The following is a 24,043-nucleotide window of genomic DNA, read 5'->3' on the forward strand; positions in this document are numbered from 1 at the left end:
CCGGGAGGGACGGCTCCCGGCCGGACGCGGACCCGGCATACGCACCGGGTCCGTGGCGGCGACCGCACCCGGCGACCGGGGGCTCCGGCCCGCGGCCTCCGGGTGCGGTTCCTTCCGCGCCCCCCTTGATACGGCTCAGTCCAGCAGCGCGTACGCGGGCAGGGTGAGGAACTCCGCGTAGTCCTCGTCGAGTGCGACCCTCAGCAGCAGATCGTGTGCCTGGTCCCACTTTCCGGCCGCGTAGCCCTCCGGGCCCATCTCCTCGCGGATCGCCGCGAGTTCATCGGCGGCCACCCGGCGCACCAGGTCGGCCGTGGCTTTCTCGCCGTTCTCGAACACCACCCCGGCGTTGATCCACTGCCAGATCTGGGAGCGGGAGATCTCGGCGGTGGCGGCGTCCTCCATCAGGTTGAAGATGGCGACGGCGCCCAGTCCGCGCAGCCATGCCTCGATATAGCGGATGCCGACCTGGACGGCGTTGCGCAGCCCCTCGTAGGTGGGCTTGGCGGCCGCGGAGGAGATGTCGATCAGCTCGGCCGCGGTGACCGTCACCTCCTCGCGCAGCCGGTCCTTCTGGTGCGGACGGTCTCCGAGGACCGCGTCGAAACAGGCGCGGGCGACCGGGACCAGATCGGGGTGGGCCACCCAGGAGCCGTCGAACCCGTCGCCCGCCTCCCGGTCCTTGTCGGCCCGGACCTTCTCCAGGGCGACCGCGTTGACCTCCGGATCGCGTCGGCTGGGGATGAACGCGGCCATCCCGCCGATCGCGTGGGCACCGCGCTTATGGCAGGTGCGCACCAGGAGTTCGGTGTACGCGCGCATGAAGGGGGTGGTCATGGTGACCGCGTTGCGGTCGGGGAGGACGAAGGCGGGGCCGCCGTCGCGGAAGTTCTTGACGAGGGAGAAGAGGTAGTCCCAGCGGCCCGCGTTGAGCCCGGAGGCATGGTCGCGCAGCTCGTGGAGGATCTCCTCCATCTCATAGGCGGCGGTGATTGTCTCGATCAGGACGGTGGCGCGGATGGTCCCTTGCGGAATGCCCACATAGTCCTGGGCGAAGACGAAGACGTCGTTCCAGAGGCGGGCCTCGTGGTGCGATTCGGTCTTGGGGAGGTAGAAGTACGGGCCCTTGCCGCGGTCCAGCAGCCGCCGGGCGTTATGGAAGAAGTAGAGCCCGAAGTCGACCAGTGCGCCGGGCACCGCGCGGCCGTCGGACGTCCGCAGATGGCGCTCGTCGAGGTGCCAGCCGCGCGGCCGGGTGACCACGGTGGCCAGCTCCTCGTCCGGGCGCAGGGCGTAGCTCTTGCCCTCCGGGGTGGTGAAGTCGATCCGGCGCTCATAGGCGTCGATCAGATTGAGCTGACCGCCGATCACATTCTCCCAGGTGGGCGCGGACGCGTCCTCGAAGTCGGCGAGCCAGACCCGGGCCCCGGAGTTGAGGGCGTTGATGGTCATCTTGCGGTCGGTGGGACCGGTGATCTCCACCCGGCGGTCCTGGAGGGCGGGCGGCGCCGGGGCCACCCGCCAGTCCGGGTTCGCGCGGACGGCGGCGGTCTCGGGGAGGAAGTCCAGGCTGCTGGTGCGGGCGATCTCGGCGCGGCGCTCCGCACGGCGGACGAGCAGCTCGTCACGGCGCGGGGTGAAGCGGTCGTGCAGCGCGGCGAGGAACGCCAGGGCCGCGTCGGTCAGCACCTCGCCCTGGCGGTCCAGAGGTGCGGTGCCGACGACGGCCAGCGGGGACGGCGCTGGTGCTGGCATGGGCGGACACTCCTTAGGAGGCGGTGCGTGGCACGGGGTGCCGGGGGTGGGAGAAGGGCGGCGGGGCGTCGTGCGGGCAGCCCGGAGCCCCACAGACCTTCTGGCCTGTGGATACTAATTTCCTCATGGTGGAACTTCAATCTTTTGTTGAGGGATGAGCTCCCGGTCACCCCATCGGGTCCCGCATGGCCCCCGGTGCCACCCCGGCTCACTCCAGCAGCGTCAAGTCCTCGGCGGTGTCGATGTCATCCGGTCGAGCGATGTCCGAGCAGTCCACCAGCGTGAGCGCCGACCCGTGCGCCCGCAGATAGTCGCGCGCCCCGCGGTCGCCCACCGCGACCGCCATGACCCCGTCCCAGCGGTCCGCCCCGAAGAGCACCGGATGGCCCCGCACCCCGTCGTACTCCGCGGCCGCCAGGCTGTCCGGCGCCCGGTAGGCGGCCAGCAGCCGGGCCACCGCCCCGGCGCCGATCCCCGGCTGATCCACCAGCGTGACCAGCGCCGCCCGCGCCCCCGTCGCCGCCAGCGAGGCCAGCCCGGCCCGTAGCGAGGAGCCCATCCCGCCCGCCCAGTCCGGGTTGTCGACCAGCACACAGCCCGGCAGGTCGGCCCGTGCGCGCACCTCCTCGGCGGCGGCGCCCAGCACGATGTGCACCGGGGCGCAGCCGCCCTCCCGCAGCGCGCGCGCCGCATGCTCCACCAGTGGCCGCCCCCGGTGCCTCAACAGGGCCTTCGGCCGTCCGCCCAGCCGCCGTCCGCCGCCCGCCGCCAGCAGCACTCCGGCGACCTGCGCATTGTCACGTGAGGTGCGATCCATGGGCCTTGCTTACCTCACCGAACGTCTCTGCGGACGGTCCATCCCAGCCGGTCTGATTTTCGCTCTCCGTATGGCGCGGTGTGCGTACCGTGGCGTTAACTGAGCCGCGGCCCCTTGTGTCCGGTCTTGTGTCCGGTCTTGAATCCGGACCCGACGCCTGGCGGCCGTATGGGAGAGAGGGAGAGGGGGCAGGCTCGTGCACCAGTGTGCGAGGGGGCGAAGGGCAGTGTTCTCCGAGGACGGCGTGAGGATCTGGGACGCGTCCGGTGCCTCGTCGGTGGAGGACGCCGCGGTCATGGAAGCCAGCCGAGTGTCCGGCACCGACGAAGATCCGAGAGCGGCCGAGCTGCGCCTCGCCGTCGCCCGGCTCAGGCGTGACCTGGCCGCCCACCCGGCCGAATTACCCGATCGCGCCATCGCGGACGATGAACTGGCCGTGCTGGACGCCATGGCCCGTACCGGTGCTCCCGAGCTGCACCGGCTGCGCCGCTCCCTGCTGCTGATCGCGGGCGCCCTGGGTTCGGTGAGTGCGCTCGGCGCCGCACTCAGCGGGGTACGGGTCGCGATCGACCTCTTCGGCGGTGTGCCGCAAGGCCGCGGCAGGGAGTGAGCAGAGGGCCCGCCGGACGGCGGGGTCCGGTCCGCTCGTCCGGGGCGGACCGGACCCCGCCGCCGGCGCCATGCGCCCGCCGCGCGGTCAGGCGGTGCCGCTGCTCGCCAGCGCGCCGGACAGCTCGACCGCGACCTCCTTGAGGAGCGGCACGATGTCGGCCGTGGCCTCCTCGGTCACCCGGCCCGCCGGGCCCGAGATCGAGATGGCCGCGGCGGTGGGGGAGTCGGGCACCGGCACCGCGAGACAGCGCACGCCCATCTCCTGCTCGTTGTCGTCCACCGCGTAGCCCGTCTCGCGCACCCGGTGCAGCGCCTCCAGGAACTCCTCCGGCGTGGTGAGGGTCTTGGGGGTCACCGGCGGCATTCCGGTACGGGCCAGCAGGGCGCGCACCTCGTCCGGAGTCGCGGAGGCCAGCAGCGCCTTGCCGACGCCGGTGGTGTGCGGCAGCACCCGCCGTCCGACCTCGGTGAACATCCGCATCGAATGGCGGGACGGCACCTGGGCGACGTACACCACCTCGTCGCCGTCGAGGAGGGCCATATTGGCGGTCTCGCCGGTCTCCTCCACCAGCCGCGCCAGATATGGCCGGGCCCAGGTGCCCAGCAGCCGGGCGGAGCTCTCCCCGAGCCGGATCAGCCGGGGGCCGAGCGCATAGCGCCGGTTGGGCTGCTGGCGGACATAGCCGCAGGCCACCAGCGTGCGCATCAGCCGGTGGATGGTGGGCAGCGGTAGCCCGCTGCTGGTGGAGAGTTCGCTCAGACCCACCTCGCCCCCGGCGTCCGCCATCCGCTCCAGCAGATCGAAGGCGCGCTCGAGGGACTGGACGCCCCCGGAGCTGGCAGCGGCGGACTTGGGCTCGGCGGACGGCACGTCGGCGGTTCCTTTCACAGCGGCTGGTACCGGGCCGTGCGCGGCGACGATCCGCGGCCGGCCGGCCACCGGCAGCCTACCGGGCCGCACCGGGGCCCACAGCGCCTTTCGACGGCTGTCGCGGCCGGTCACGGACGTGTGGCCGGGGGCCCGGCCGACGGGGTCTTGACCGGACCGGTGGCGGGGTGAAGACTCGAGCTTCAACAGAATGTTGATTTCTGGAATCCGGGGGAACCTGGAAGCCGAGGGCCGAGGAGGATGCGGGTGGCCGAACCGGAACCTGAGCTGGTGCTGCGCTCGACGCGCGTCATCACCCCGGACGGTGTGCGCGCGGCGTCCGTCGCCGTGTCCGTGGCCGCCGGGACGATCACCGCCGTCCTGCCGTACGACGCCCCGGACCCACCCGGGGCCCGGGTCGAGGAGCTCGGGGACGATGTCCTGCTGCCCGGCCTCGTCGACACCCATGTCCATGTGAACGACCCCGGCCGCACCGCGTGGGAGGGGTTCGGCTCCGCCACCCGGGCGGCGGCCGCGGGCGGCATCACCACCCTGGTCGACATGCCGCTCAACAGCATCCCCCCGACCACCACCGTCGAGGCCCTGGAGATCAAGCGGGCCGTCGCCCGGCGGGCGGCCCATGTCGACATCGGCTTCTGGGGCGGCGCCGTGCCCGGCAACACGGCGGACCTCGAGCCGCTGCACGACGCGGGGGTCATGGGCTTCAAATGCTTTCTGCTGCCCTCCGGCGTCGATGAGTTCCCGCATCTCACCCCGGCCGGACTGGACACCGCCCTCCGCGAGATCGCGGGCTTCGGCGGACTGCTCATCGTGCACGCCGAGGACCCCCAGCTCATCGAGGGCGCCCCGGCGCCGAGCGGTCCGGCCTACGCCGGATTCCTCGCCTCCCGCCCACGCGACGCCGAGAACCGGGCGATAGAGCGGCTGGTGGCGCTGGCGCGTGAACTGCGCGCCCGCGTCCACGTCCTGCACCTCTCCTCCGCCGAGGCGCTGCCGCTGCTCACCGCCGCCCGGCGCGAGGGCGTCCGCGTCACCGTGGAGACCTGCCCGCACTTCCTGACCCTCACCGCCGAGGAAGTCCCGGACGGCGCCACCGAGTTCAAATGCTGTCCGCCCATCCGCGAGGCCGCCAACCAGGACGCACTGTGGCGGGGGCTGGCCGACGGCACCATCGACTGTGTCGTCTCCGACCACTCCCCGTGCACCGCGGAGCTGAAGGTCGGCGACTTCGGCCGGGCCTGGGGCGGTATCTCCTCGCTCCAGCTCGGACTGCCCGCGGTCTGGACCGAGGCCCGCCGCCGCGGCCACACCCTGACCGACGTGGCCCGCTGGATGTCCGCCGGGCCCGCCGCACTCGTCGGCCTGGACCACCGCAAGGGCGCCGTCGCCGTGGGCCACGACGCCGACTTCGCGGTCCTCGCCCCCGACGAGACGTTCACCGTCGATCCCACCGCGCTCCACCACCGCAACCAGGTCACCGCCTACGCGGGCAGAACCCTCCACGGCGTCGTACGGTCCACCTGGCTGCGCGGACGGAAGATCGCCGATCACGGCGCCCCGACCGAACCCACCGGCCGACTCCTGGAAAGGCAGCCCCGCGTATGACCGCGCCCACCCCCCGTTTCACCGGTGACGCCGAACCGTACGGCGGTGGCGACCCCTACGCCGACTACCGCTCGGCGGAATTCGCCTTCACCCACCTCACCGATCTGGCCGACCGGCGGCTGGGCGGCAGCGTCATCGCGGCCAACGACGAGTTCTTCGCCGAGCGCGAGAACCTGCTCAAGCCGCACGCCCCGCACTTCGACCCCGAGTCCTATGGCCACAAGGGCAAGGTCATGGACGGCTGGGAGACCCGGCGGCGGCGCGGCGCCTCGGCCGCCACCCCGCACCCCGCCGCCACCGACCACGACTGGGCGCTGATCCGCCTGGGCGCGCCCGGGGTCGTCCACGGCATCGTCGTCGACACCGCCCACTTCCGCGGCAACTACCCGCAGGCGGTGGGCGTCGAGGCGGCCTGTGTCCCCGGCGCGCCGTCCCCGGAGGAACTGCTCTCCGACGACGTCGAGTGGACCGAGCTGATCCCGCGCACCCCGGTCGGCGGCCACGCGGCCAACGGCTTCGAGGTCTCCGTACCGCGCCGCTTCACCCATCTGCGCCTCGCGCAGTACCCCGACGGCGGGATCGCCCGGCTCCGGGTGCACGGCGAGGCCGCCCCCGATCCGGCGTGGCTCACCGCGCTCTCCACCTTCGACCTGGCCGCGCTGGAGAACGGCGGCGCGGCCGAGGACGCCTCCGACCGCTTCTTCTCCCCGCCGGCCCACTCCATCCTGCCGGGCCGCTCCCAGCGGATGGACGAGGGCTGGGAGACCCGCCGCCGCCGCGACACCGGCCATGACTGGGTCCGCTACCGGCTCACCGGCCACTCCCGGATCCGTGCCGTGGAGATCGACACCGGCTGTTACAAGGGCAACGCGGCGGGCTGGGCCACGCTCTACGGCCTCGACGCGACGACCGGCGCCGACCCGGCCGACCATACGGCCCCCGGGTGGACCGAACTCCTGCCCCGCACCCGCCTCCAGCCCGACACCGTCCACCGGCTGCCGCTGGACGGTGCCCCGCCGGTGACCCATGTACGGATCGACATCCACCCCGACGGCGGGGTCGCCCGGCTGCGCCTGCACGGCGAGCTGACCGAGGAGGGCGCCAAGCGGCTGGCCGAACGCCATGCGGAGCTCAGCGGCTGACGGCCGCTCAGACGCCGGGCTCCGGCACCCCGATCGGGTTGGGGAAGCGCAGCACCGTCGAGCAGGCCGCGGCCAGCGGCTCCAGCAGGACCGCCAGGGCCGTGGTCTCCTCGGCGTCCAGCGGCCGCCAGGGGCGCTCGGCCGCGCGGTCGGTGGCCGATTCCACCGCGCGCAGCAGCTCGCGCCCGTTCTCGGTCGCGGTGCCGTCCGGCCTCAGCAGTCCGCGGTCGGCCAGCCGGGTGAGGGCCGCCTCCCACTCCTGGTCGGTCCAGCCGCGGTACGGCTGGAGTTCGGCGCGCGGCAGATCGGCCCCCGCGCGCAGCACCAGCGCCTCACAGCCGTCCAGGCCCGCGGCGACCAGGGCCGCCACATGGCCGTCGCCGCGGTGCTCGCGCAGCAGGGTGGTGGCGTGCCACAGCCGCTCCACGGGTTTGTCGGGGAAGTCCAGCGCCGCGTTGGCCGAGGTCAGCACGCGGCCCGCGCTGTCCAGACCGGCGGAGCGCGGCACCAGCGCCTCCGCGGCGCGCTCCATCGCGGCCTCCTGTCCGGTCAGCAGCCGCCGCAGCGCCGCCACCGCCCCCGTACGCCGGATCTCCAGCACCCGCTCGGGAGGGGCCACCGCCCAGGCGTCCGGCAGCGCGCGCGCCACCATCGCGGGCGCGAAGCTGAAGAACGCCGCGACGACGGGCTCCGGACCGACCGGACCCAGCGGTGCGGCGCGTCCCGCGAAATAGCCGCGCCAGAAGCCGCGCAGCCCCGCGTCCTCGAAGGCGCTCAGGGCCTCCGGCGCGAAGTAGGTGACCGCGTGGATCGGCTCGAACAGGGCCCATAGGGTGCGGGCCCGCGCCGGGGCGGTGGCGACCATCGGCGTGCTCCTCTCTGGCTGTTCCGGTCTTGCTGTGCCCGTTCTCGTGGGGCTGGTGTCCTGTGTACCGGGGCGGCGGCCGGAGACCGTGCTCCCGCCGTACGTGTTCCCCGCCGGGCCCGACCGGTGCGGCGACCGCGGCGGTGACACCGGACGCCGGAAATCCCTTCCCGGCGGGCTATTTGGCGCCCGCCAGGTAGAAGAGCAGGAAGAGGAAACCGGCGATGAAGTGGACGCCCACGAGGTAGACGAAGACCCGGACGGTCAAGGTCATCGGCGCCCGGTCCTCCTCGTCGGGGCCCTTGGCCGGCTGCGCGTCCGTGGTCCCGGGGGCGTTGTGCGCGGTCGTGTCGGTCATGGCGTACCGGGCCTTCCTCCGCGGGCCGCGTCACCGAGGCACAGCTCGGCCGCGCCGCTTTGCAGCAGTGTGTGGACAAAGAGCAGATCCGTGCCGCCGGGCGAGGCGGCGGCGATGCGGTGCGGGGTGAGCGAGTCGAAGTGGGCGGCGTCGCCCTCGGCGAGGACATGGACGGCCTCGCCGAGCGTCAGCCGCAGCCGCCCCCGGGCGACGTACAGCCACTCCTCGCCGGGGTGGACCCGCACCAGGGTGTCCTGGGCGCCGGAGCGCTCCGGGACGTGCACCCGCAGCGCCTGCATGGCCCGGCCCGAGCCTCCCGCCCGCCAGTACGTCCAGCCGCCCGCCTCCTGGGGCTCCATCCGGTCGGCCCGGACGACCGGGTCCCGCTCCGGCGGCGCCTCCCCGAGCAGGTCGGATACGGTGGTGCCGTAGGTACGGGCCAAGGCCAGCAGCATGGGCAGCGACGGCTGCCGCCGCCCCGTCTCCAGCCGGGACAGATGGGCGGGGGAGAGGCCGACCCGCCGGGCGGCCGCCTCCAGGGTCAGACCGCTGCGCCGCCGCAGCTCACGCAGGCGCGGGGCGACGGTGGGCAGTTCGGTCGGCGGCCCGTCGCCGGATGCGTGGCCGGGTCCGTCGAGGGGCCGGTCATGGGGTCCGCCGGGGAACGGAGTCATGGCTCCGGTATAGCCAGCCCCTCGCCCCATAGGCAAAAGATTTGCCCGAGAGGCAAAAGTTACATTTTCCTCACCGGGTCCGGCATCTCGCGGAGGTCTTGTGAACTCCTCGGTAACAACGGTCACTTGGCATTGACATGCCATCCTCTACGCGCGTCATGCTAGTGCCATGAAAATCCCCCCACGGATTGCTCGCATCGGTGCCCTGGGCGTTCTCGCCTCGACGCTGCTGCTCGGCGGAACGGCCGTCACGGCCACCGCCGTTCCCACGACCCACAGCGTCGTCTCCGTCCAGGCCGCCGCCGATGTCGGCGACATCTGCTACTCGAAACTGCCCGACGAGGCCCATGACACCCTCGACCTGATCGAGAAGGGCGGCCCCTACCCGTATCCGCAGGACGGCACCGTCTTCGACAACCGCGAGGGCATCCTCCCGGAGCAGTCCTCCGGCTACTACCACGAGTTCACGGTCAAGACCCCCGGCTCACCGGACCGCGGCGCCCGTCGCGTGGTCACCGGTGACAAGGAGAACGAGGACTACTACACGGCCGACCACTACGAGTCCTTCGACCTCGTGGACCGCGGCTGCTGAGCTGACCCGTACCGCCACCCCCCACCATCGCGGCCGCTGCCCGGCACCAGGGCAGCGGCCGCGTGGCGTGTGCCGCCGAGCGCGCCGCGCGTGCGGCGTACGTCCCACGGTGGACGGCGGCGGACGGCATACGGTCCACCCGGCCCTCCCCGAACCCCGCGCGGACCCTTGTCAGCGCCTCCCGATACCGTTTCGGTGGTAGCGGACGGTTGGGGAGGTACCGGTGGCGAACGGCCCGGAAGTGGTCACGTGCGGCGAGGCGATGCTGCTCCTGCTGGCAGATCCCGGAGTGCCGCTGGACCGTGCCGTGCACTTCCGCCGCTCGGTGGCGGGGGCGGAGTCCAATGTGGCCGTGGGCCTGGCCCGGCTCGGCCACGGTGTGCGCTGGCTCGGCCGGGTCGGCGCCGATCCGGCGGGCGAGGCCGTCCTGCGCGAGCTGCGCGCGGACTGTGTGGACGTCGGCCACGCCATCGTGGACGACCACGCCCCCACCGGGCTGCTGATGCGGGACAGCCATCCGCACCGCGCCATCGACGTGCAGTACTACCGCATGGGTTCGGCCGCCTCCCGGCTCACCCCCGAGCAGATCCGCCCCGAATCCGTCGAGGGCGCCCGGCTGCTGCACCTCTCGGGGATCACCCCCATGCTCTCGCCGACCGCCGCGGCAGCCAGCCGACGTCTGGTGGAGCTGGCCCGTGCGGCCGGTGCCCAGGTCTCCTTCGATCCGAACGTCCGGCACAAGCTGGGCGGTGCCGCCCAATGGACCCAGACCGCGGGCCCGTTGATGCGTGAGGCGGACATCGTCCTCGCGGGGGAGGACGAGTTGGAGCTGCTGACCTCCCAGTCCGCCGACAAGGCCGCGGAGGAGCTGCTGGGCGGCGCCGCCCGGGAAGTCGTGATCAAGCACCCCGACCACTCCGCCACCGTGCGGACCGCGGAGGGCAGCTGGCGCCAGGCGCCCCACGCGGTGCCGGTCGTCGATCCGATAGGCGCCGGTGACGCCTTCGCGGCGGGCTATCTCTCGGCCCGGCTGCGGGGTCTGCCCGAGGAGCGCGCCCTGGCCGAGGCCGCCTGTGTGGCCTCGCTCGTCGTCCAGGCCGCCACCGACACCGACGGGCTGCCCACCGCGGCGGCCAGGGACCGCGCCCTCGCGCGGGCCGCGGGCGGTGGGGACGGGGTCCACCGCTGACCCGCCCGCCCGCTGCGTAGGCTCGTCTCGAGCGCCCCGCCCCGCCCCGCCCCGCACCCGCGAGACCCGCACCGCCCGCATCCGCGACATCCGATCCGCGCGTCAGCCCGACGGAAACGCCCCGCTCCACCGTCATCCCGCTACCCGAACCCCTCACAGCACCGCACCTCGTCAACCGCACACCGCACGTGCCGCATATCCCCGGGGCATTCCGGCGCGGCACCACCAGGCAGCACCTCGGAGAGGAAAGGCGGCGACTGCCGTGTACCGCTGGGAGACCACCCGGGCCGCGCTCGCGCAACGCGTCCTGGCGATCGTACGGAGCGACAGCTACGACCATGCCACGGCCACCGCGGACAGCCTGCTCTCCGCCGGTATAGCCAGCCTGGAGATCTCACTGACCACCCCCTTCGCGCTGGAGGCGGTCACCACGCTCATCCGGGAGGTCGGCGATGACGCGGTGATCGGCGCGGGCACGGTGCTCGACGCCACCTCCGCCCGGATGGCCGCCGACGCGGGCGCCCGCTTCCTGGTCTCCCCGAATCTGGACGCCGAGGTCATCCGCACCGGCCACCGCTACGGGCTGCCCGTTTTCCCCGGCGTGGCCACGCCCACCGAGGCGGTGCGCGCCCTGGAGCTGGGCGCGGACGCCCTCAAGCTGTTCCCCGCCTCGGCCTACGGGCCCCGCTGGGTGAAGGACGTCCGGGCCGCGCTGCCCCAGGCGGCGGTGATCCCGACCGGCGGGGTGGGGGTCGCCGAGGCTCCGGAGTGGATCGCCGCGGGGGCGGTGGCCTGCGGGATGGGCGCGTCGCTGGCCGAGGGCGACCGGGACACCGTGGCCAAGCGCGTCGCCGAGCTGCTGGCCCGGCTCGCGGACGCGGGCCCGCCGCTCGACCCCGACCCCGAGCCGTACTGACACCCGAGCCCCGGCGCGGGGTGCCGCGGAGGTGCGCCACGGGCCGGAGTACGTCGATCGGTGGGTGGGTCCAACTGGCCACCCACGTCGGCACCTGTGAGCGGTATGAGGACGAGTGGTTGAAATAACGACCGCTTCGCGTCCGAGACTCCCCACGCTGCCGTGACTGACCTATATTGACCCGGGTTTACATCACCCCTGTGTCATAAGGACTGATCGATGACAGCGCACCTCGAACGCTCCGGGAGCGCCGCGACCACGTCCGGCACCCCCGCCCCGCCGTCCGGCTGCCCCGCCCACTCCGGCGCCCGGCCGCTCAGCGGGCCGGGGTTCCAGACCGACCCGGCCCGGATGTACGCCGATATGCGGCGCGAACACGGGGCGGTGGCCCCGGTGCTGCTCGAGGGCGGGATATCCGCCTGGCTGGTGATGGGCTATCGCGAGCTGCGCCAACTGACCAGCGATCCGGTGCTCTTCACCCGCGATTCCAGCGGTTGGAACGCCTGGGACGACATACCCGACGACTGGCCCCTGCTGCCCATGATCGGCCGCGGTGACACGGCCTTGGTCTACACCGAGGGCGAGGTGCACCGTAAGCGTTCGCTGACCATCAACAACGCGCTGGAGGCCGTCGACCCCTACGAACTGCGCGACCAGGCGGAGAAGTTCGCCGACCTGCTGGTGGACGCGTTCTGCGAACGCGGTGAGGGCGATCTGGTCGCGGAGTACGCGGTACTGCTCCCGGCGCTGGTCATCGCCCGTGTCTTCGGCTTCCCCGACACGATGGGGCTGAGGCTGCTGCGCTCGCTCAACGAGGTGGTGGACGGCAGCCGCAGGGCGCTGAAGGGGCAGAAGGCGCTGCGCGCCGGAATGCGCGAACTGCTGGCCGCCAAGCGCGAGGTCCCCGGGCCGGATGTGGCCTCCCGGATGATCGGCTCCTCGGACCCCTCGCGTGACGAGGAGATCATCCAGGACCTGATGGTGATGTTCGGGGCGGGCCACCAGTCGACGGCCGACTGGATCGGGAACACCCTGCGGCTGATGCTCACCGACGAGCGGTTCGCGCTCTCGCTCTCCGGCGGCCGCCACAGCGTGGCCCGGGCGATGAACGAGGTGCTGTGGGAGGACACCCCCACCCAGAACATCGCGGGCCGCTGGGCCACCCGGGACACGGTCCTGGGCGACCAGCGGATCCGCTCCGGTGATCTGCTGCTGCTCGGCTTCGCCGCCGCCAACGCCGACCCGGAGGTCCGCCCGGACCGGCGGGCCTCCACCGAGGGCAACAGCGCCTTCCTCTCCTTCGGCCACGGCTCGCACCGCTGCCCCTACCCGGCCCAGGAGATCGCCGAGGTCATCGCCAGGACCGGGGTCGAAGTGCTGCTGGACCGGCTGCCCGATCTGCGGCTCGCGGTGTCGCCGAAGGCGCTCGTCTGGCGACCGTCGCCGTGGATGCGCGGACTGTCCGCGCTGCCGGTGGAGTTCACCCCGGCCCCCGGCGGCGTCCGCTGAGGCCGTCCGGCCGCCGTCAGACCGTGAACGGAGGGCCCGTCGGCGGTCACCCGGGGCGGCGCGGCTGATCGCGCTCCGTGATCTTCGGGCAGTTTGTCCGGACAACAGAACTTCACGACTTCCCGTCATGTGCTCATCCGGCTACGCTCGCCCCGTGGCAATGCAGGGAGAAGACTCTTCTGGCGCGGCGGATCTCCATTTCAGCGTGGACCGCAGCAGCCCGGTCCCGCTGTACTTCCAGCTGTCCCAGCAGCTGGAGGCGGCGATCGAACAGGGGCGGCTGGCGCCCGGGAGTCTGCTCGGCAATGAGATCGATCTCGCCGGGCGGCTCGGGCTGTCCCGCCCCACCGTCCGCCAGGCCATACAGTCGCTGGTCGACAAGGGGCTGCTGGTGCGGCGCCGGGGCGTCGGCACCCAGGTGGTGCACAGCCAGGTCAAGCGCCCGCTGGAGCTGAGCAGCCTCTACGACGACCTGGAGGCCGCGGGGCAGCGCCCCGCCACCCGGGTGCTGCGGAACGCGACCGAGCCCGCCACGGCGGAGGTCGCCGCCGCCCTGGGGATCGCGGAGGGCACCGAGGTGGTGCTGATCGAGCGGCTGCGGCTGGCCCACGGCGAGCCCATGGCCCATCTCTGCAACCACCTCCCCGCGGGGCTGCTCAGCCTGGACAGCGCGGAGCTGGAGGACACCGGTCTGTACCGGCTGATGCGCGGCGCCGGGATCACCCTGCACAGCGCCCGCCAGGCGGTCGGCGCCCGCGCGGCCACGGCCGAGGAGGGGGAGCGGCTCGGTGAGCCGGAGGGCGCGCCGCTGCTGACGATGGAGCGTACGACCTTCGACGACACCGGGCGGGCCGTGGAGTTCGGCTCGCACACCTACCGGGCCTCGCGCTACGCCTTCGAGTTCCAGCTGCTCGTCCGCCCCTGACCGGCGTTCCCGGCGCGCTCCTCCCCGGCTGATGCCCCGAGGGCCGGTCCGTCCTCAACCGGCCCTGGAGCGCGCTGCCTTGACGCGGTCCGCGCCCGCCGCTACAAGTCCTCCAGCCGCCATGGGGCGGCCGGGAGAAGAAGGCGGATCCAGCATGAGGCGTCTGCGCGACGGCAACTCTCGTACGGCCCGTACGTCCCGCACGGCGGCCGCCCCCGGCGGCACACCCGCGCCCGCCCCGGCGGCGGGCGGCGCCGGGCCGGTCACCGTGACCCGGGGATACCGCCCCGGCCTGCGGAAAGGCGCCCTTCGTCAGACGGCCGAGCCCCCCGCGGCCCCGGTGGCCACCGGTGACGGATACTTGGCGGCGGCCGGAGCCCGGAACAGCTGGCGCCCGGCCGTGATCATGACAGCGGACAGACTGGGTCATCCGGGACGTAACCGGAACAGACGGCGAGAAGGGCGACGCTACGTGGCGAGCGCGGCGAAGGTTCGGACAGGGGTGCGCGCGATGACCGCCGCCCTGGTGGCGGCGGCACTGGGCGCGGGCCTTGCCGGGTGCAGCAGTACCGGCGGCAAGCGCGCCGAGGAGCGGGCCGCCCAGGCGGCCGAGGGCCGGGCGGCGGTCAACACCCCGAAGTGGACCTTCGCCATGGTCACCCACTCCGGCGACGGTGACACCTTCTGGGACATCGTGCAGAGCGGCGCCAAGCAGGCCGCGATCAAGGACAACATCAAGTTCCTCTACGCCCACAACGAAGAGGGCAAGGAGCAGGCCCAGCTCGTCCAGTCCTATATCGACCAGAAGGTCGACGGGCTGATCGTCACCCTCGCCAAGCCCGATGCCATGAAGTCCGTGGTCAAGCGGGCCCAGAAGGCCGGGATACCCGTGATCACCGTCAATTCCGGCTCCGGTGAGTCCAAGAAGTTCGGCGCCCTGACCCATGTCGGCCAGGACGAGACCATCGCGGGCCGGGCCGTCGGCGAGGAGCTCAACAAGCGCGACCGCAAGAAGGCCCTGTGCGTGCTGCACGAGCAGGGCAACGTCGGCCATGAGCAGCGCTGCGACGGCGCGGCCGACACCTTCAAGGGGAAGATGGAGAAGATCTACGTCGAGGGCACCAACATGCCCGATGTCGAGTCCTCCATCGAGGCCAAGCTCCAGTCCGACAAGGACATCGACAGCGTGGTCACCCTCGGCGCGCCCTTCGCGGACACCGCCGCCAAGGCCGCCGACCGCGCGGGCAGTGACGCGGAGATCGACACCTTCGACCTCAACGCGAAGGTCGCCGCCGCGCTCCAGGACGGCACCCTCGGCTTCGCCGTCGACCAGCAGCCGTATCTCCAGGGCTATGAGGCGGTGGACCTGCTCTGGCTGCACCGTTACAACGCCGATGTGCTCGGCGGCGGCAAGCCGGTCCTCACCGGCCCGCAGATCGTCACCAAGGAAGACGCCGGTGCGCTCGCGGCGTACACCAGGCGGGGGACCCGATGAGCACGGACGCCCAGCCCCTGAAGACACCCGGTGCGCCCGGCGGTCCCGGTGCGTCCGGTGGCCCGCGCCGCCCGGACGACGTACGGACGGTGCGCGCCTCGCTGCCGCGCCGTCTGGTGAGCCGCCCGGAGCTCGGTGCGGTGGTCGGCGCCGTCGCCGTCTTCGTCTTCTTCTCGTTCGCCGCCGACGCGTTCCTCCAGTGGTCCAGCTTCAGCACCGTGCTGTACGCCTCGTCGACCATCGGGATCATGGCGGTGCCGGTGGCGCTGCTGATGATCGGCGGGGAGTTCGACCTCTCGACCGGGGTCCTGGTGACCTCCTCGGCGCTGGTCTCCTCGATGTTCTCGTACCAGATGACGGCGAACGTCTGGGTCGGTGTCGGGGTGTCCCTGCTGGCCACCCTCGCCATCGGCTTCTTCAACGGCTATCTGCTGGTGCGCACCAATCTGCCGAGCTTCATCATCACCCTGGCCACCTTCCTGATCCTCCAGGGCTGCAACCTCGGCTTCACCAAGCTGATCAGCGACACCGTCTCCACCAAGACCATCGCCGATATGGAGGGCTTCCCCTCCGCGCACAAGGTCTTCGCCTCGCACCTCACCATCGGGGATGTCGAGATCCAGATCACCGTCCTGTGGTGGTTCGCGCTGATCGCGCTGGCCACCTGGATCCTGCTGCGCACCCGCGCCGGCAACTGGATCTTCGCGGTGGGCGGCGCCAAGGAGGCGGCCCGCGCGGTCGGCGTCCCGGTGAACCGCACCAAGATCGGGCTCTATATGGGCGTCGCGTTCGCCGCCTGGATCTCCGGTCAGCATCTGCTCTTCAACTACGACGTCGTCCAGTCCGGCGAGGGCGTCGGCAATGAGCTGCTGTACATCATCGCGGCCGTCATCGGCGGCTGTCTGCTGACCGGCGGCTACGGCTCCGCGGTGGGCGCGGCCGTCGGCGCGTTCATCTTCGGCATGACCAACAAGGGCATCGTCTACGCGCAGTGGGGCGCGGACTGGTTCAAATTCTTCCTCGGGGCGATGCTGCTGCTCGCCACCCTGCTCAACTGGTGGGTCCGCAAGCGGGCGGAGGCGAGCACATGACCACATCACCGCTGATCGAACTGAACGACATCAGCAAGTACTACGGCACCGTCAAGGCGCTGGAGGGGGTCTCCCTCGAGGTCCGCGCCGGGGAGATCACCTGCGTCCTCGGCGACAACGGCGCGGGCAAGTCCACCCTCATCAAGATCATCTCCGGACTGCATCAGCACGACGGCGGCAGCCTGGTGATCGAGGGGGAGGAGACCCGGCTCGGCTCCCCGCGCGAGGCCCTGGACCGCGGGATCGCCACGGTCTACCAGGACCTCGCCGTCGTCCCGCTGATGCCGGTGTGGCGCAACTTCTTCCTCGGCTCCGAGCTGCGCAAGGGCTACGGCCCCGTCCGGCGGCTCGACGTGGACCGGATGCGCGCCATCACCCGCAGCGAGCTGCTGCGCATGGGCATCGATCTGCGCGATGTGGACCAGCCCATCGGCACCCTGTCCGGCGGTGAGCGCCAGTGTGTGGCCATCGCCCGCGCCGTCCATTTCGGCGCCAAGGTGCTGGTGCTGGACGAGCCGACCGCGGCGCTGGGCGTCAAACAGTCCGGGGTGGTGCTCAAGTACGTCGCCGCCGCCCGGGACGCGGGCCTGGGCGTGGTGCTGATCACCCACAATCCGCACCACGCCTATCTGGTCGGGGACCGCTTCGTCCTCCTCATGCGCGGCGCCATGGCGGGCAGCCATACCAAGGACGGCATCGCGCTGGACGAGCTCACCCGCCAGATGGCGGGCGGCAGCGAGCTGGAGCAGCTCAGCCACGAGCTGGCGCGGCTGGATTCCGGCCCCGCCGCGAGCTGATCACCGTGGGTCCCGGGGCACGCTGCCCCGGGACTCCGCCATGCGGTGCGAGCCCCGGGTGAGGCACAATCGCACGGCGGGCCCCACCCGCCACGGAACGACGCACCCGAGGCCCCCCGGCCTCCCGAGACCCCCGCAGGGACGACGAACTCTTGCGAGCACGCACCCGCAGCGACCGCACCCCCCGCACTGGTGAAGGGGGCGGCCGATGAGCATCTACCGCGAAAGAGTGCACCGGGGCTCGGCCCGCGCCACGGTGCTGCGGACCGTCGGCACCCGCGAGCGCCGCTCGCACCTGTCCGCGCCCCGGGTGCCCACCGTCGGCATCGACATCGGCGGCACCAAGGTGATGGCCGGGGTGGTGGACGCCGACGGCGTCATCCTCGAGAAGCTGCGCACCGAGACGCCCGACAAGTCCAAGAGCCCCAAGGTCGTCGAGGACACCATCACCGAGCTGGTCCTGGACCTCTCCGACCGGCACGATGTGCACGCGGTGGGCATCGGCGCCGCCGGCTGGGTGGACGCCGACCGCAACCGCGTCCTGTTCGCCCCCCATCTGTCCTGGCGCAATGAACCGCTGCGGGACCGGCTCGCCGAGCGGCTCGCCGTCCCGGTCATGGTCGACAACGACGCCAACGCGGCCGCGTGGGCCGAGTGGCGGTTCGGCGCCGGACGCGGCGAGGACCATCTCGTCATGATCACCCTCGGCACCGGTATCGGCGGCGCCATCCTGGAGGACGGCCAGGTCAAGCGGGGCAAGTACGGGGTCGCGGGCGAGTTCGGCCATATGCAGGTCGTCCCCGCCGGACACCGCTGCCCCTGTGGCAACCGCGGCTGCTGGGAGCAGTACAGCTCCGGGAACGCGCTGGTCCGCGAGGCCCGTGAGCTGGCCGCCGCCGAATCGCCGGTGGCGTACGGCATCACCGACCGGGTCGGCGGCAACATCCAGGAGATCACCGGCCCGCTCATCACCGAGCTGGCCCGCGAGGGCGACGCCATGTGCATCGAACTCCTCCAGGACATCGGCCAGTGGCTCGGCGTGGGCATCGCCAATCTGGCGGCCGCCCTCGACCCCTCCTGCTTCGTCATCGGCGGGGGCGTCAGCGCCGCCGACGACCTGCTGATCGGGCCCGCCCGGGACGCCTTCCGGCGCACCCTCACCGGCCGCGGCTACCGGCCGGAGGCCCGTATCGCCAAGGCCCAGCTCGGCCCCGACGCCGGGATGGTGGGCGCCGCCGACCTGGCCCGGCTGGTCGCCCGCCGGTTCCGCCGCGCCAACCGCCGCCGGGTCGAGCGCTATGAACGCACCGGGACCTCCCCGCTGCGGCTGGCGCCCCGGGGTCAGGCGGGCCGAGGATGACCGCCGCCGACCAGATCCCCGCGCAGGACAACCCCGGCGCCACCCCGCCGGGCCGTGGCAGCGGTGTCCCCGAGCGCCCCGGCACCCCCGGCGGCGACGGCCGTCCGCGTCGCCGCTGGCTCAAGGCCCTGGCCGTCTTCCTGCTGATCGCGATCCCGGCCGGCTATGGGGTGATCTCCGCCCTCCAGAGCCGCGAGGGCGGTGAGAGCAAGGAGGAGAGCGCCTCGGCCACCGGGCTCACCGAAGGCTGGCCCACCCGGGTGCAGCGGCGCATATACGACGTACCGGTCCCGGCCTACTCCGCGGACGTCGCGTTCTACGAGACCAACTCCTGGGACGAGAGCTCGCTCTACGTGCAGTTCATCACTTCGCGCGAGGGGCTGGACCACTTTCTGACCCGGGCGGGCACCCGCCCGTCCGCGCTGGAGGGGGGCAAGGTCACCATCAGCGCCGAGGAGGCCAAGAAGGTTGGCTGGCGGCTGGGTTCGGGCAAGAAGTGGTCAGGAACGGTGTTCAAGCAGAAGGACCCTCAGCCCACGCTGGAGATCACCGTCAATCGTGACAATCCCCGGCACCCGAAGGTCTACGTGGTCTCCACGGTGACGCCGTAAGGGGCGGCCACCTCGTTCGGATACCGTTTCCGGGTGAGCGAGATCAAGACACTTCAGTACCGGATGGACGGTCCCGAGGACGGGCCCGTGCTCGTCCTCGGACCGTCGCTGGGCACCACCTGGCATATGTGGGACCGCCAGATACCCGAGCTGTCCCGCCACTGGCGGGTGCTCCGCTTCGACCTGCCGGGACACGGCGGCGCTCCGGCCCACCCCGCCACCTCCGTCAGTGAACTCGCCGGGCGGCTGCTGGCCACCCTGGACCAGCTGGGCATCGACCGGTTCGGTTACGCGGGCTGCGCCCTCGGCGGGGCCATCGGCGCCGAACTCGCCCTGCGGCATCCGCTCAGAGTGGGCTCGCTCGCCCTCGTCTCCTCCTCCCCGCGCTTCGGCACCGCGGACTCCTTCCGCCAGCGCGGTGTGGTGGTCCGCACCAACGGCCTGGACCCGATCGCCCGCGCCACTCCGGAGCGCTGGTTCACCCCCGCGTTCGCGGGCGCCCAGCCCGCCATCGTCGACTGGGCCGTCCAGATGGTCCGCACCACCGACCCCGGCTGCTACATCGCCTGCTGCGAGGCGCTCGCCGCGTTCGACATCCGCGCCGAACTGGGTCTGATCAGCGCTCCCACCCTGGTCCTGGTCGGCGCCGACGACCAGGTGACCCCGCCCGCCGACGCCCGCGTCCTGGTCGCCGGAATCCCCGACGCCCGGCTCGCGATGGTCCCCGGCACCTCCCATCTGGCCCCGGTCGAGCAGCCGGCGGCCGTCACCGATCTGCTGGTCCGCCACTTCTCCGGCACCTGGCAGAGCCCGGACCACCCCACCGGGATGACCGCGATCCCGGCGCCGCCCGTGAAGCCCGTGCTCACCCCCGTGCCCAGCCCCATCCCCGCCACCCCGACGGCCACCCCGGCCGCCGAGATCGGCTGGGCGGCCGCGCCCGAACCGGTGCCGGACGCCCGCACGGACGCCTATGAGCGTGGCATCAAGGTGCGCCGCGAGGTGCTGGGCGACGCCCATGTGGACCGCGCGGAGGCGCGGACCGACGAGTTCACCGGCGACTTCCAGGACTTCATCACCCGCTACGCCTGGGGCGAGGTGTGGACCCGGCCCGGTATCGACCGGCGCACCCGTAGCGTGATCACCCTCACCGCCCTGGTCGCCCGCGGCCACCTGGATGAACTGGCCTTCCACACCCGCGCCGCGCTGCGCAACGGGCTCACCCCCGCCGAGATCAAGGAAGTGCTGCTGCACACCGGCGTCTACTGCGGAGTGCCCGCCGCGAACGCCGCCTTCGCGGTGGCCCAGCGGGTCATCCGCGAGGAGACCAGCCCGGAGGAGTGACCCGTTTACGACGGCGGCCCGGTAGCAGAATGATCCACATGAAGCTCACCAAGAAGGGCCACGCCTGCGTCCGGCTGGAGAAGGACGGGCAGACGCTCGTCATCGACCCCGGAACCTTCAGCGAACAGGACGCGGCGGTCGCCGCGGACGCGATCCTGGTCACCCATGAGCACGCCGACCACTTCGACGAGGCACGGCTGCGGGTGGCGCTCGAGGCCAACCCCGAAGCCCAGCTGTGGACCCTGACCAGTGTGGCCGGGCAGATCTCGGCGGCGTTCCCCGGCCGGGTGCACACGGTCGGCGAGGGCGACACCTTCACCGCGGCGGGATTCGAGATCGAGGTGCACGGCCAGCTGCACGCCGTGATCCATCCCGATGTCCCCCGGATCACCAACGTCGGCTATGTCGTGGACAACACCGTCTTCCACCCCGGCGACGCGCTCACCGTGCCCCCGGGACGGCGGCTGGACACCCTGCTGCTGCCGGTGCACGCCCCCTGGAACAAGTTCAGCGAGGTGCTCGACTACGTCCGGGCCGTGGCCCCGCGCCGCGCCGTCGACATCCACGACGCCCTGCTGTCCGAGGTGGCTCCACAGGTCTACGGCCGGATGCTGGGCCCCCAGGGTCCGGGCATCGGCGCCACCGAGCATCTGCGGCTGACGCCGGGGGAGAGTCTGACCCTGTGAGCGCTGTCGGACCCGGGAGGTAGGTTGGCCTCCATGCGCATCGCTACCTGGAACGTCAATTCGATCACCGCCCGGCTGCCGCGGCTGCTCGCCTGGCTGGAGAGCAGCGGCACGGACGCGCTGTGCGTCCAGGAGACGAAGTGCGCCGAGTCCGCCTTCCCCTACGAGCCGCTGCGCGAGCTGGGCTACGAGGCCGCCGTCCACGCCACCGGCCGGTGGAACGGGGTGGCGGTGCTCTCCCGGGTCGGCCTGGACGAGATCACCATCGGGCTGCCCGGCGGCCCGGAGTACGACGGGGGACAGGAGCCGCGCGCCATAGCGGCCACCTGCGGCGGCGTCCGCCTCTGGTCGGTCTATGTGCCCAACGGCCGGGAGATCGGCCACCCCCACTACGACTACAAGCTGGGCTGGCTCGAGGCGCTGCGCACCGCGGTCGCCGAGGACGCGGCCGGTGCGCGCCCCTTCGCCGTCCTCGGCGATTTCAATGTGGCCCCCACCGACGAGGACGTCTGGGACCGCGCCGCCTTCGACGGCCTCACCCATGTCACCGACCGGGAGCGGGACGCCCTGGCCGCGCTGCGCGACACCGGTCTCTCCGATGTGGTGCCGCGCCCGCTGAAGTACGACCGCCCCTTCACCTACTGGGACTACCGCGAGCTGGGCTTCCCCAAGAACCGGGGTATGCGGATCGACCTGGTCTACGGCAACCAGCCGTTCGCCAAGGCCGTGGGCGACGCGTATGTGGACCGCGAGGAGCGCAAGGGCAAGGGCGCCTCCGACCACGCCCCGGTCGTCGTCGACCTGGAGGTCTGAGGGCCCGGCGGCGCGGCCGCGGGCCCCACCCGGCTCACCCCGTGAGGGCCCGCAGATCGATCGACTCGGCCATCGCCCGCAACCCGGCGTCCCCGGGGTGGAGATGGTCGCCGCTGTCGTACGCCGGGAGGATCCGTGCCGGATGGCTCGGATCCCGCACCACCGCGTCGAAGTCCAGCACCGCGTCGAACACCCCGCCGCTGTCCCGCAGGAACGCGTTGACCACCTGGCGTCGGGCGTCGGCGTCCGCCGTGCAGCGCGCCTCGCCCTCGCAGGGCGCGATCGTCGCCCCGACCACGCGCAGCCCGCGTGCGTGGGCGCGCGCCGCGATGGCCCGCAGCCCCGCGACGACCTCCTGCGCCGAGGTGCCCCAGCGCAGGTCGTTGATGCCCTGGAAGACCACGACGGTCCGGGCCCCGGTCCGGCCGAGCGCGTCCCGCTCCAGTCTGCTCAATGCGCTCACCCCGCTGGTCACCGTGGAGACCCCGTCGCCGGTATAGACATCGGTGACCACGCGGTTCGCCGAGATCCCGCTGTTGACCACCCCGTACGCGGGCACCTCGGACTGCGCCCGCAGCCGCCGGGCCAGTACGTCCGGCCAGCGGCGGTTGGCGTCGGTCGTCGAGTTGGTGCCATCGGTGATCGAGTCGCCCAGCGCCACCACCGTGCCCGGCCCGCCGCCGACGTCCACACCGGTGAGGAACGGCCAGCTGGTCAGGGTGGAGGTGTAGGCGTCCGCGCCGGAGTCACCGGTACGGTCCCCGCTGCCCGGCGCGCTCAGATAGGAGTGCTGGGTGGCCTGGGTGTGCACCGGCGCCGCGCCGACCGGCCCCGGCAGATGCAGACTCACCAGCAGATTGGTGTCCGCCGGGACGGCGAAGTCCACCGGATCGCTGACCGTCCCCGCGCCCGCGGGAATCGAGGCGCTCCGCCGTCCGCCGAAGGTCAGCGGCACCGGAGTGCCGTGCGCCGCCGCCCCGTTCCCCTGGACGGCCACGGTGGCCCGGCCGATCTCGACCGGCGCCGCGGCGAAGGTGTTCGCCAGCCGGATCCTGGCCCGCGGCCCGCCCGCGCCGGTGTGCACCACCAGCCGCAGCGTCTGGTCCGTCCACGGCCCGACCGTGGTGTACCCGGCGGTGCTCGCCGCCCAGCTGCCGGTCCAGCCCGGTGCGGGCTGCCGCAGGGTCGCGGCGAACACATGCAGATCGGCACCCGGACCGGGATCCTCCGGCAGCACCACCGAGGCGATCTCCCGGCCCCGCTCCACCGGCACTGTCACCGCGTACAGCCGCGCGGCCGCCGGCCGCTGACCGGAGGCGCTGTTGAGGTGGGGGAGGCCGACCGCCTTGGTGGCCGGGGAACCCGCGCGCCAGTCCGGCGCGGTCAGTGTGTACGTCCCGCTGGACCCGTCCCGGTAGCGCACCGTCCCGGTGCCGCTCGCCCCGGCGCCGGGCCCGTCCGGCGCGGTGCTCGCCACGAGGAAGGTGAGCGCCTCGCCCCGGCCGCGCAGCCGTACCGCCTGTCCGTCGGCGATCACGTTGTCCGGCCCTGCCCCGGCGCTCCGCGGCCAGGTGAGCCGCGCCGCGTCCAGGTCCACCACCCGCCCCGGCGTCCACCCGGCGGCCCTCAGGTCCCCGGCGGACAGCGAGTTGCCCGCACCGTCGAAGTCCGCGTCTCCCGGCCGGGTGTCCTCGCTGACCGCCCGGTTGTCAAAAAGCCGCTCCAGAGGGAGCGGCTTGAGTGGTGCTGCCTGAGCGGTCGATCCGGCCAGCGCCGGTAGGGCCGAAGCGGGAAGGGCGAAGGCGACACCTCCCGCGACGATTCCGGCCGCTGTCCACCGTCTGCCGAGCCGCATACGTGTCCCCTCTCGCAACCAACCCGACCGCTGATCCGACAGGTGCGGGAAGAACGTAGAGAGGCGGAGGGGTGTCGTCAAGACAATGATCGGGTCACGAGCCATACCGCGCGCCCTGTGGTGCGCCCGTGCGCGGGATGCGA

Annotated in this window: 23 protein-coding genes; 16 read left to right on the forward strand and 7 right to left on the reverse strand. The window is 72.6% G+C overall.

All coding sequences use genetic code 11. From position 1 onward, the window contains the following. Positions 1-135: 135 nt before the first annotated feature. Together aceB and AB0C66_RS24355 are read right to left on the reverse strand one after the other, a co-directional pair. Positions 136-1,755 carry a malate synthase A gene (gene aceB, locus AB0C66_RS24350; RefSeq protein WP_362442320.1) on the reverse strand — a complete coding sequence of 540 codons (1,620 nt, stop codon included), beginning with the start codon at positions 1,753-1,755 and terminating at the stop codon, positions 136-138. A 208-nt stretch (positions 1,756-1,963) separates the two neighbouring features. Beyond that, on the reverse strand, positions 1,964-2,572 hold the full coding sequence (locus tag AB0C66_RS24355) for a nucleotidyltransferase family protein (RefSeq protein WP_362442323.1): 609 nt from the start codon (positions 2,570-2,572) through the stop codon (positions 1,964-1,966). Between the two features lie 295 nt (positions 2,573-2,867). On the opposite strand from AB0C66_RS24355, the gene AB0C66_RS24360 reads away from it, so the two are divergent. Further along, positions 2,868-3,182: a DUF5955 family protein gene (locus AB0C66_RS24360; RefSeq protein WP_362442639.1), complete on the forward strand. Its 315-nt coding sequence runs from the start codon at positions 2,868-2,870 to the stop codon at positions 3,180-3,182. A gap of 87 nt (positions 3,183-3,269) precedes the next feature. On the opposite strand, the gene AB0C66_RS24365 is transcribed toward AB0C66_RS24360, so the two are convergent. After that, positions 3,270-4,055 (reverse strand): IclR family transcriptional regulator, encoded by a 786-nt coding sequence (locus AB0C66_RS24365; protein ID WP_362442326.1) that lies wholly within the window; start codon positions 4,053-4,055, stop codon positions 3,270-3,272. A gap of 264 nt (positions 4,056-4,319) precedes the next feature. Here AB0C66_RS24365 and allB point away from each other — a divergent pair, with 264 nt between their 5' ends. After that, the gene (gene allB, locus AB0C66_RS24370; protein ID WP_362442329.1) at positions 4,320-5,678 is read left to right on the forward strand and encodes an allantoinase AllB; all 1,359 of its coding nucleotides are present in this window, start codon (positions 4,320-4,322) and stop codon (positions 5,676-5,678) included. After that, positions 5,675-6,820 carry an allantoicase gene (gene alc, locus AB0C66_RS24375; protein WP_362442332.1) on the forward strand — a complete coding sequence of 382 codons (1,146 nt, stop codon included), beginning with the start codon at positions 5,675-5,677 and terminating at the stop codon, positions 6,818-6,820. Before allB ends, alc begins: the two co-directional genes overlap by 4 nt. Positions 6,821-6,827: 7 nt before the next feature. Here the strand turns inward: alc and AB0C66_RS24380 are convergent, their stop codons facing one another. From AB0C66_RS24380 to AB0C66_RS24390, 3 genes are all read right to left on the reverse strand, one after another. Beyond that, positions 6,828-7,685: a hypothetical protein gene (locus AB0C66_RS24380; protein ID WP_362442335.1), complete on the reverse strand. Its 858-nt coding sequence runs from the start codon at positions 7,683-7,685 to the stop codon at positions 6,828-6,830. A gap of 178 nt (positions 7,686-7,863) precedes the next feature. Then, entirely contained in the window at positions 7,864-8,043 is a 180-nt protein-coding gene (locus AB0C66_RS24385) for a DUF6126 family protein (protein WP_362442337.1), read from the reverse strand. Then, entirely contained in the window at positions 8,040-8,717 is a 678-nt protein-coding gene (locus AB0C66_RS24390; protein ID WP_362442340.1) for an XRE family transcriptional regulator, read from the reverse strand. The genes AB0C66_RS24385 and AB0C66_RS24390 overlap by 4 nt, the downstream gene beginning before the upstream one ends. Before the next feature lie 169 nt (positions 8,718-8,886). Here AB0C66_RS24390 and AB0C66_RS24395 point away from each other — a divergent pair, with 169 nt between their 5' ends. The 13 genes from AB0C66_RS24395 (at position 8,887) to AB0C66_RS24455 (ending at position 22,045) form a co-directional block, all read left to right on the forward strand. Continuing rightward, a complete protein-coding gene (locus AB0C66_RS24395) occupies positions 8,887-9,309 on the forward strand; it encodes a ribonuclease (protein ID WP_362442343.1) in 423 nt (140 codons plus the stop codon). A gap of 223 nt (positions 9,310-9,532) precedes the next feature. Next, positions 9,533-10,498: a sugar kinase gene (locus tag AB0C66_RS24400; protein ID WP_362442346.1), complete on the forward strand. Its 966-nt coding sequence runs from the start codon at positions 9,533-9,535 to the stop codon at positions 10,496-10,498. A gap of 262 nt (positions 10,499-10,760) precedes the next feature. Then, complete coding sequence (gene eda / locus AB0C66_RS24405; RefSeq protein ID WP_362442349.1) at positions 10,761-11,414, forward strand: bifunctional 4-hydroxy-2-oxoglutarate aldolase/2-dehydro-3-deoxy-phosphogluconate aldolase; 654 nt, start codon at positions 10,761-10,763, stop codon at positions 11,412-11,414. Positions 11,415-11,633: 219 nt separating this feature from the next. Beyond that, positions 11,634-12,923, forward strand: coding sequence for a cytochrome P450 (locus AB0C66_RS24410; RefSeq protein WP_362442351.1), 1,290 nt, complete (start codon positions 11,634-11,636; stop codon positions 12,921-12,923). A gap of 160 nt (positions 12,924-13,083) precedes the next feature. Beyond that, positions 13,084-13,848, forward strand: coding sequence for a GntR family transcriptional regulator (locus AB0C66_RS24415; RefSeq protein ID WP_362442641.1), 765 nt, complete (start codon positions 13,084-13,086; stop codon positions 13,846-13,848). Between the two features lie 511 nt (positions 13,849-14,359). Then, positions 14,360-15,343, forward strand: a complete 984-nt coding sequence (locus AB0C66_RS24420) for a sugar ABC transporter substrate-binding protein (RefSeq protein ID WP_362442644.1) — start codon at positions 14,360-14,362, stop codon at positions 15,341-15,343. Then, entirely contained in the window at positions 15,340-16,434 is a 1,095-nt protein-coding gene (locus tag AB0C66_RS24425) for an ABC transporter permease (RefSeq protein WP_362442354.1), read from the forward strand. Before AB0C66_RS24420 ends, AB0C66_RS24425 begins: the two co-directional genes overlap by 4 nt. Beyond that, positions 16,431-17,231, forward strand: coding sequence for an ATP-binding cassette domain-containing protein (locus AB0C66_RS24430; protein WP_362442357.1), 801 nt, complete (start codon positions 16,431-16,433; stop codon positions 17,229-17,231). Before AB0C66_RS24425 ends, AB0C66_RS24430 begins: the two co-directional genes overlap by 4 nt. A 208-nt stretch (positions 17,232-17,439) precedes the next feature. Continuing rightward, positions 17,440-18,591, forward strand: coding sequence for an ROK family glucokinase (locus AB0C66_RS24435; protein ID WP_362442360.1), 1,152 nt, complete (start codon positions 17,440-17,442; stop codon positions 18,589-18,591). Beyond that, positions 18,588-19,202, forward strand: coding sequence for a hypothetical protein (locus AB0C66_RS24440; RefSeq protein ID WP_362442363.1), 615 nt, complete (start codon positions 18,588-18,590; stop codon positions 19,200-19,202). Before AB0C66_RS24435 ends, AB0C66_RS24440 begins: the two co-directional genes overlap by 4 nt. Positions 19,203-19,235: 33 nt before the next feature. Further along, positions 19,236-20,546 (forward strand): 4-carboxymuconolactone decarboxylase, encoded by a 1,311-nt coding sequence (gene pcaC, locus AB0C66_RS24445; RefSeq protein WP_362442366.1) that lies wholly within the window; start codon positions 19,236-19,238, stop codon positions 20,544-20,546. Between the two features lie 38 nt (positions 20,547-20,584). Continuing rightward, positions 20,585-21,232 (forward strand): MBL fold metallo-hydrolase, encoded by a 648-nt coding sequence (locus AB0C66_RS24450; RefSeq protein ID WP_362442369.1) that lies wholly within the window; start codon positions 20,585-20,587, stop codon positions 21,230-21,232. Positions 21,233-21,265: 33 nt separating this feature from the next. Then, positions 21,266-22,045, forward strand: coding sequence for an exodeoxyribonuclease III (locus AB0C66_RS24455; protein ID WP_362442372.1), 780 nt, complete (start codon positions 21,266-21,268; stop codon positions 22,043-22,045). A gap of 34 nt (positions 22,046-22,079) precedes the next feature. Here AB0C66_RS24455 and AB0C66_RS24460 read toward each other — a convergent pair whose 3' ends face one another. Next, on the reverse strand, positions 22,080-23,900 hold the full coding sequence (locus AB0C66_RS24460; protein WP_362442375.1) for a GDSL-type esterase/lipase family protein: 1,821 nt from the start codon (positions 23,898-23,900) through the stop codon (positions 22,080-22,082). Positions 23,901-24,043 lie beyond the last annotated feature (143 nt).

Origin of the sequence: Streptomyces sp. NPDC048636 (assembly GCF_040650655.1) — a bacterium.
Classification (GTDB): domain Bacteria; phylum Actinomycetota; class Actinomycetes; order Streptomycetales; family Streptomycetaceae; genus Streptomyces.

Bases quoted from the DNA above. Each gene is read 5' to 3' on its own strand.
- AB0C66_RS24460 (WP_362442375.1), bottom strand. From the start codon at position 23,900: ATGCGGCTCGGCAGACGGTGGACAGCGGCCGGAATCGTCGCGGGAGGT.
- AB0C66_RS24410 (WP_362442351.1), top strand. From the start codon at position 11,634: ATGACAGCGCACCTCGAACGCTCCGGGAGCGCCGCGACCACGTCCGGC.
- AB0C66_RS24355 (WP_362442323.1), bottom strand. From the start codon at position 2,572: ATGGATCGCACCTCACGTGACAATGCGCAGGTCGCCGGAGTGCTGCTG.
- AB0C66_RS24430 (WP_362442357.1), top strand. From the start codon at position 16,431: ATGACCACATCACCGCTGATCGAACTGAACGACATCAGCAAGTACTAC.
- aceB (WP_362442320.1), bottom strand. From the start codon at position 1,755: ATGCCAGCACCAGCGCCGTCCCCGCTGGCCGTCGTCGGCACCGCACCT.
- AB0C66_RS24455 (WP_362442372.1), top strand. From the start codon at position 21,266: ATGCGCATCGCTACCTGGAACGTCAATTCGATCACCGCCCGGCTGCCG.
- AB0C66_RS24420 (WP_362442644.1), top strand. From the start codon at position 14,360: ATGACCGCCGCCCTGGTGGCGGCGGCACTGGGCGCGGGCCTTGCCGGG.
- AB0C66_RS24440 (WP_362442363.1), top strand. From the start codon at position 18,588: ATGACCGCCGCCGACCAGATCCCCGCGCAGGACAACCCCGGCGCCACC.
- AB0C66_RS24360 (WP_362442639.1), top strand. From the start codon at position 2,868: ATGGAAGCCAGCCGAGTGTCCGGCACCGACGAAGATCCGAGAGCGGCC.
- AB0C66_RS24425 (WP_362442354.1), top strand. From the start codon at position 15,340: ATGAGCACGGACGCCCAGCCCCTGAAGACACCCGGTGCGCCCGGCGGT.
- AB0C66_RS24385 (WP_362442337.1), bottom strand. From the start codon at position 8,043: ATGACCGACACGACCGCGCACAACGCCCCCGGGACCACGGACGCGCAG.
- alc (WP_362442332.1), top strand. From the start codon at position 5,675: ATGACCGCGCCCACCCCCCGTTTCACCGGTGACGCCGAACCGTACGGC.
- AB0C66_RS24395 (WP_362442343.1), top strand. From the start codon at position 8,887: ATGAAAATCCCCCCACGGATTGCTCGCATCGGTGCCCTGGGCGTTCTC.
- AB0C66_RS24380 (WP_362442335.1), bottom strand. From the start codon at position 7,685: ATGGTCGCCACCGCCCCGGCGCGGGCCCGCACCCTATGGGCCCTGTTC.
- AB0C66_RS24415 (WP_362442641.1), top strand. From the start codon at position 13,084: ATGCAGGGAGAAGACTCTTCTGGCGCGGCGGATCTCCATTTCAGCGTG.
- AB0C66_RS24450 (WP_362442369.1), top strand. From the start codon at position 20,585: ATGAAGCTCACCAAGAAGGGCCACGCCTGCGTCCGGCTGGAGAAGGAC.
- AB0C66_RS24435 (WP_362442360.1), top strand. From the start codon at position 17,440: ATGAGCATCTACCGCGAAAGAGTGCACCGGGGCTCGGCCCGCGCCACG.
- AB0C66_RS24390 (WP_362442340.1), bottom strand. From the start codon at position 8,717: ATGACTCCGTTCCCCGGCGGACCCCATGACCGGCCCCTCGACGGACCC.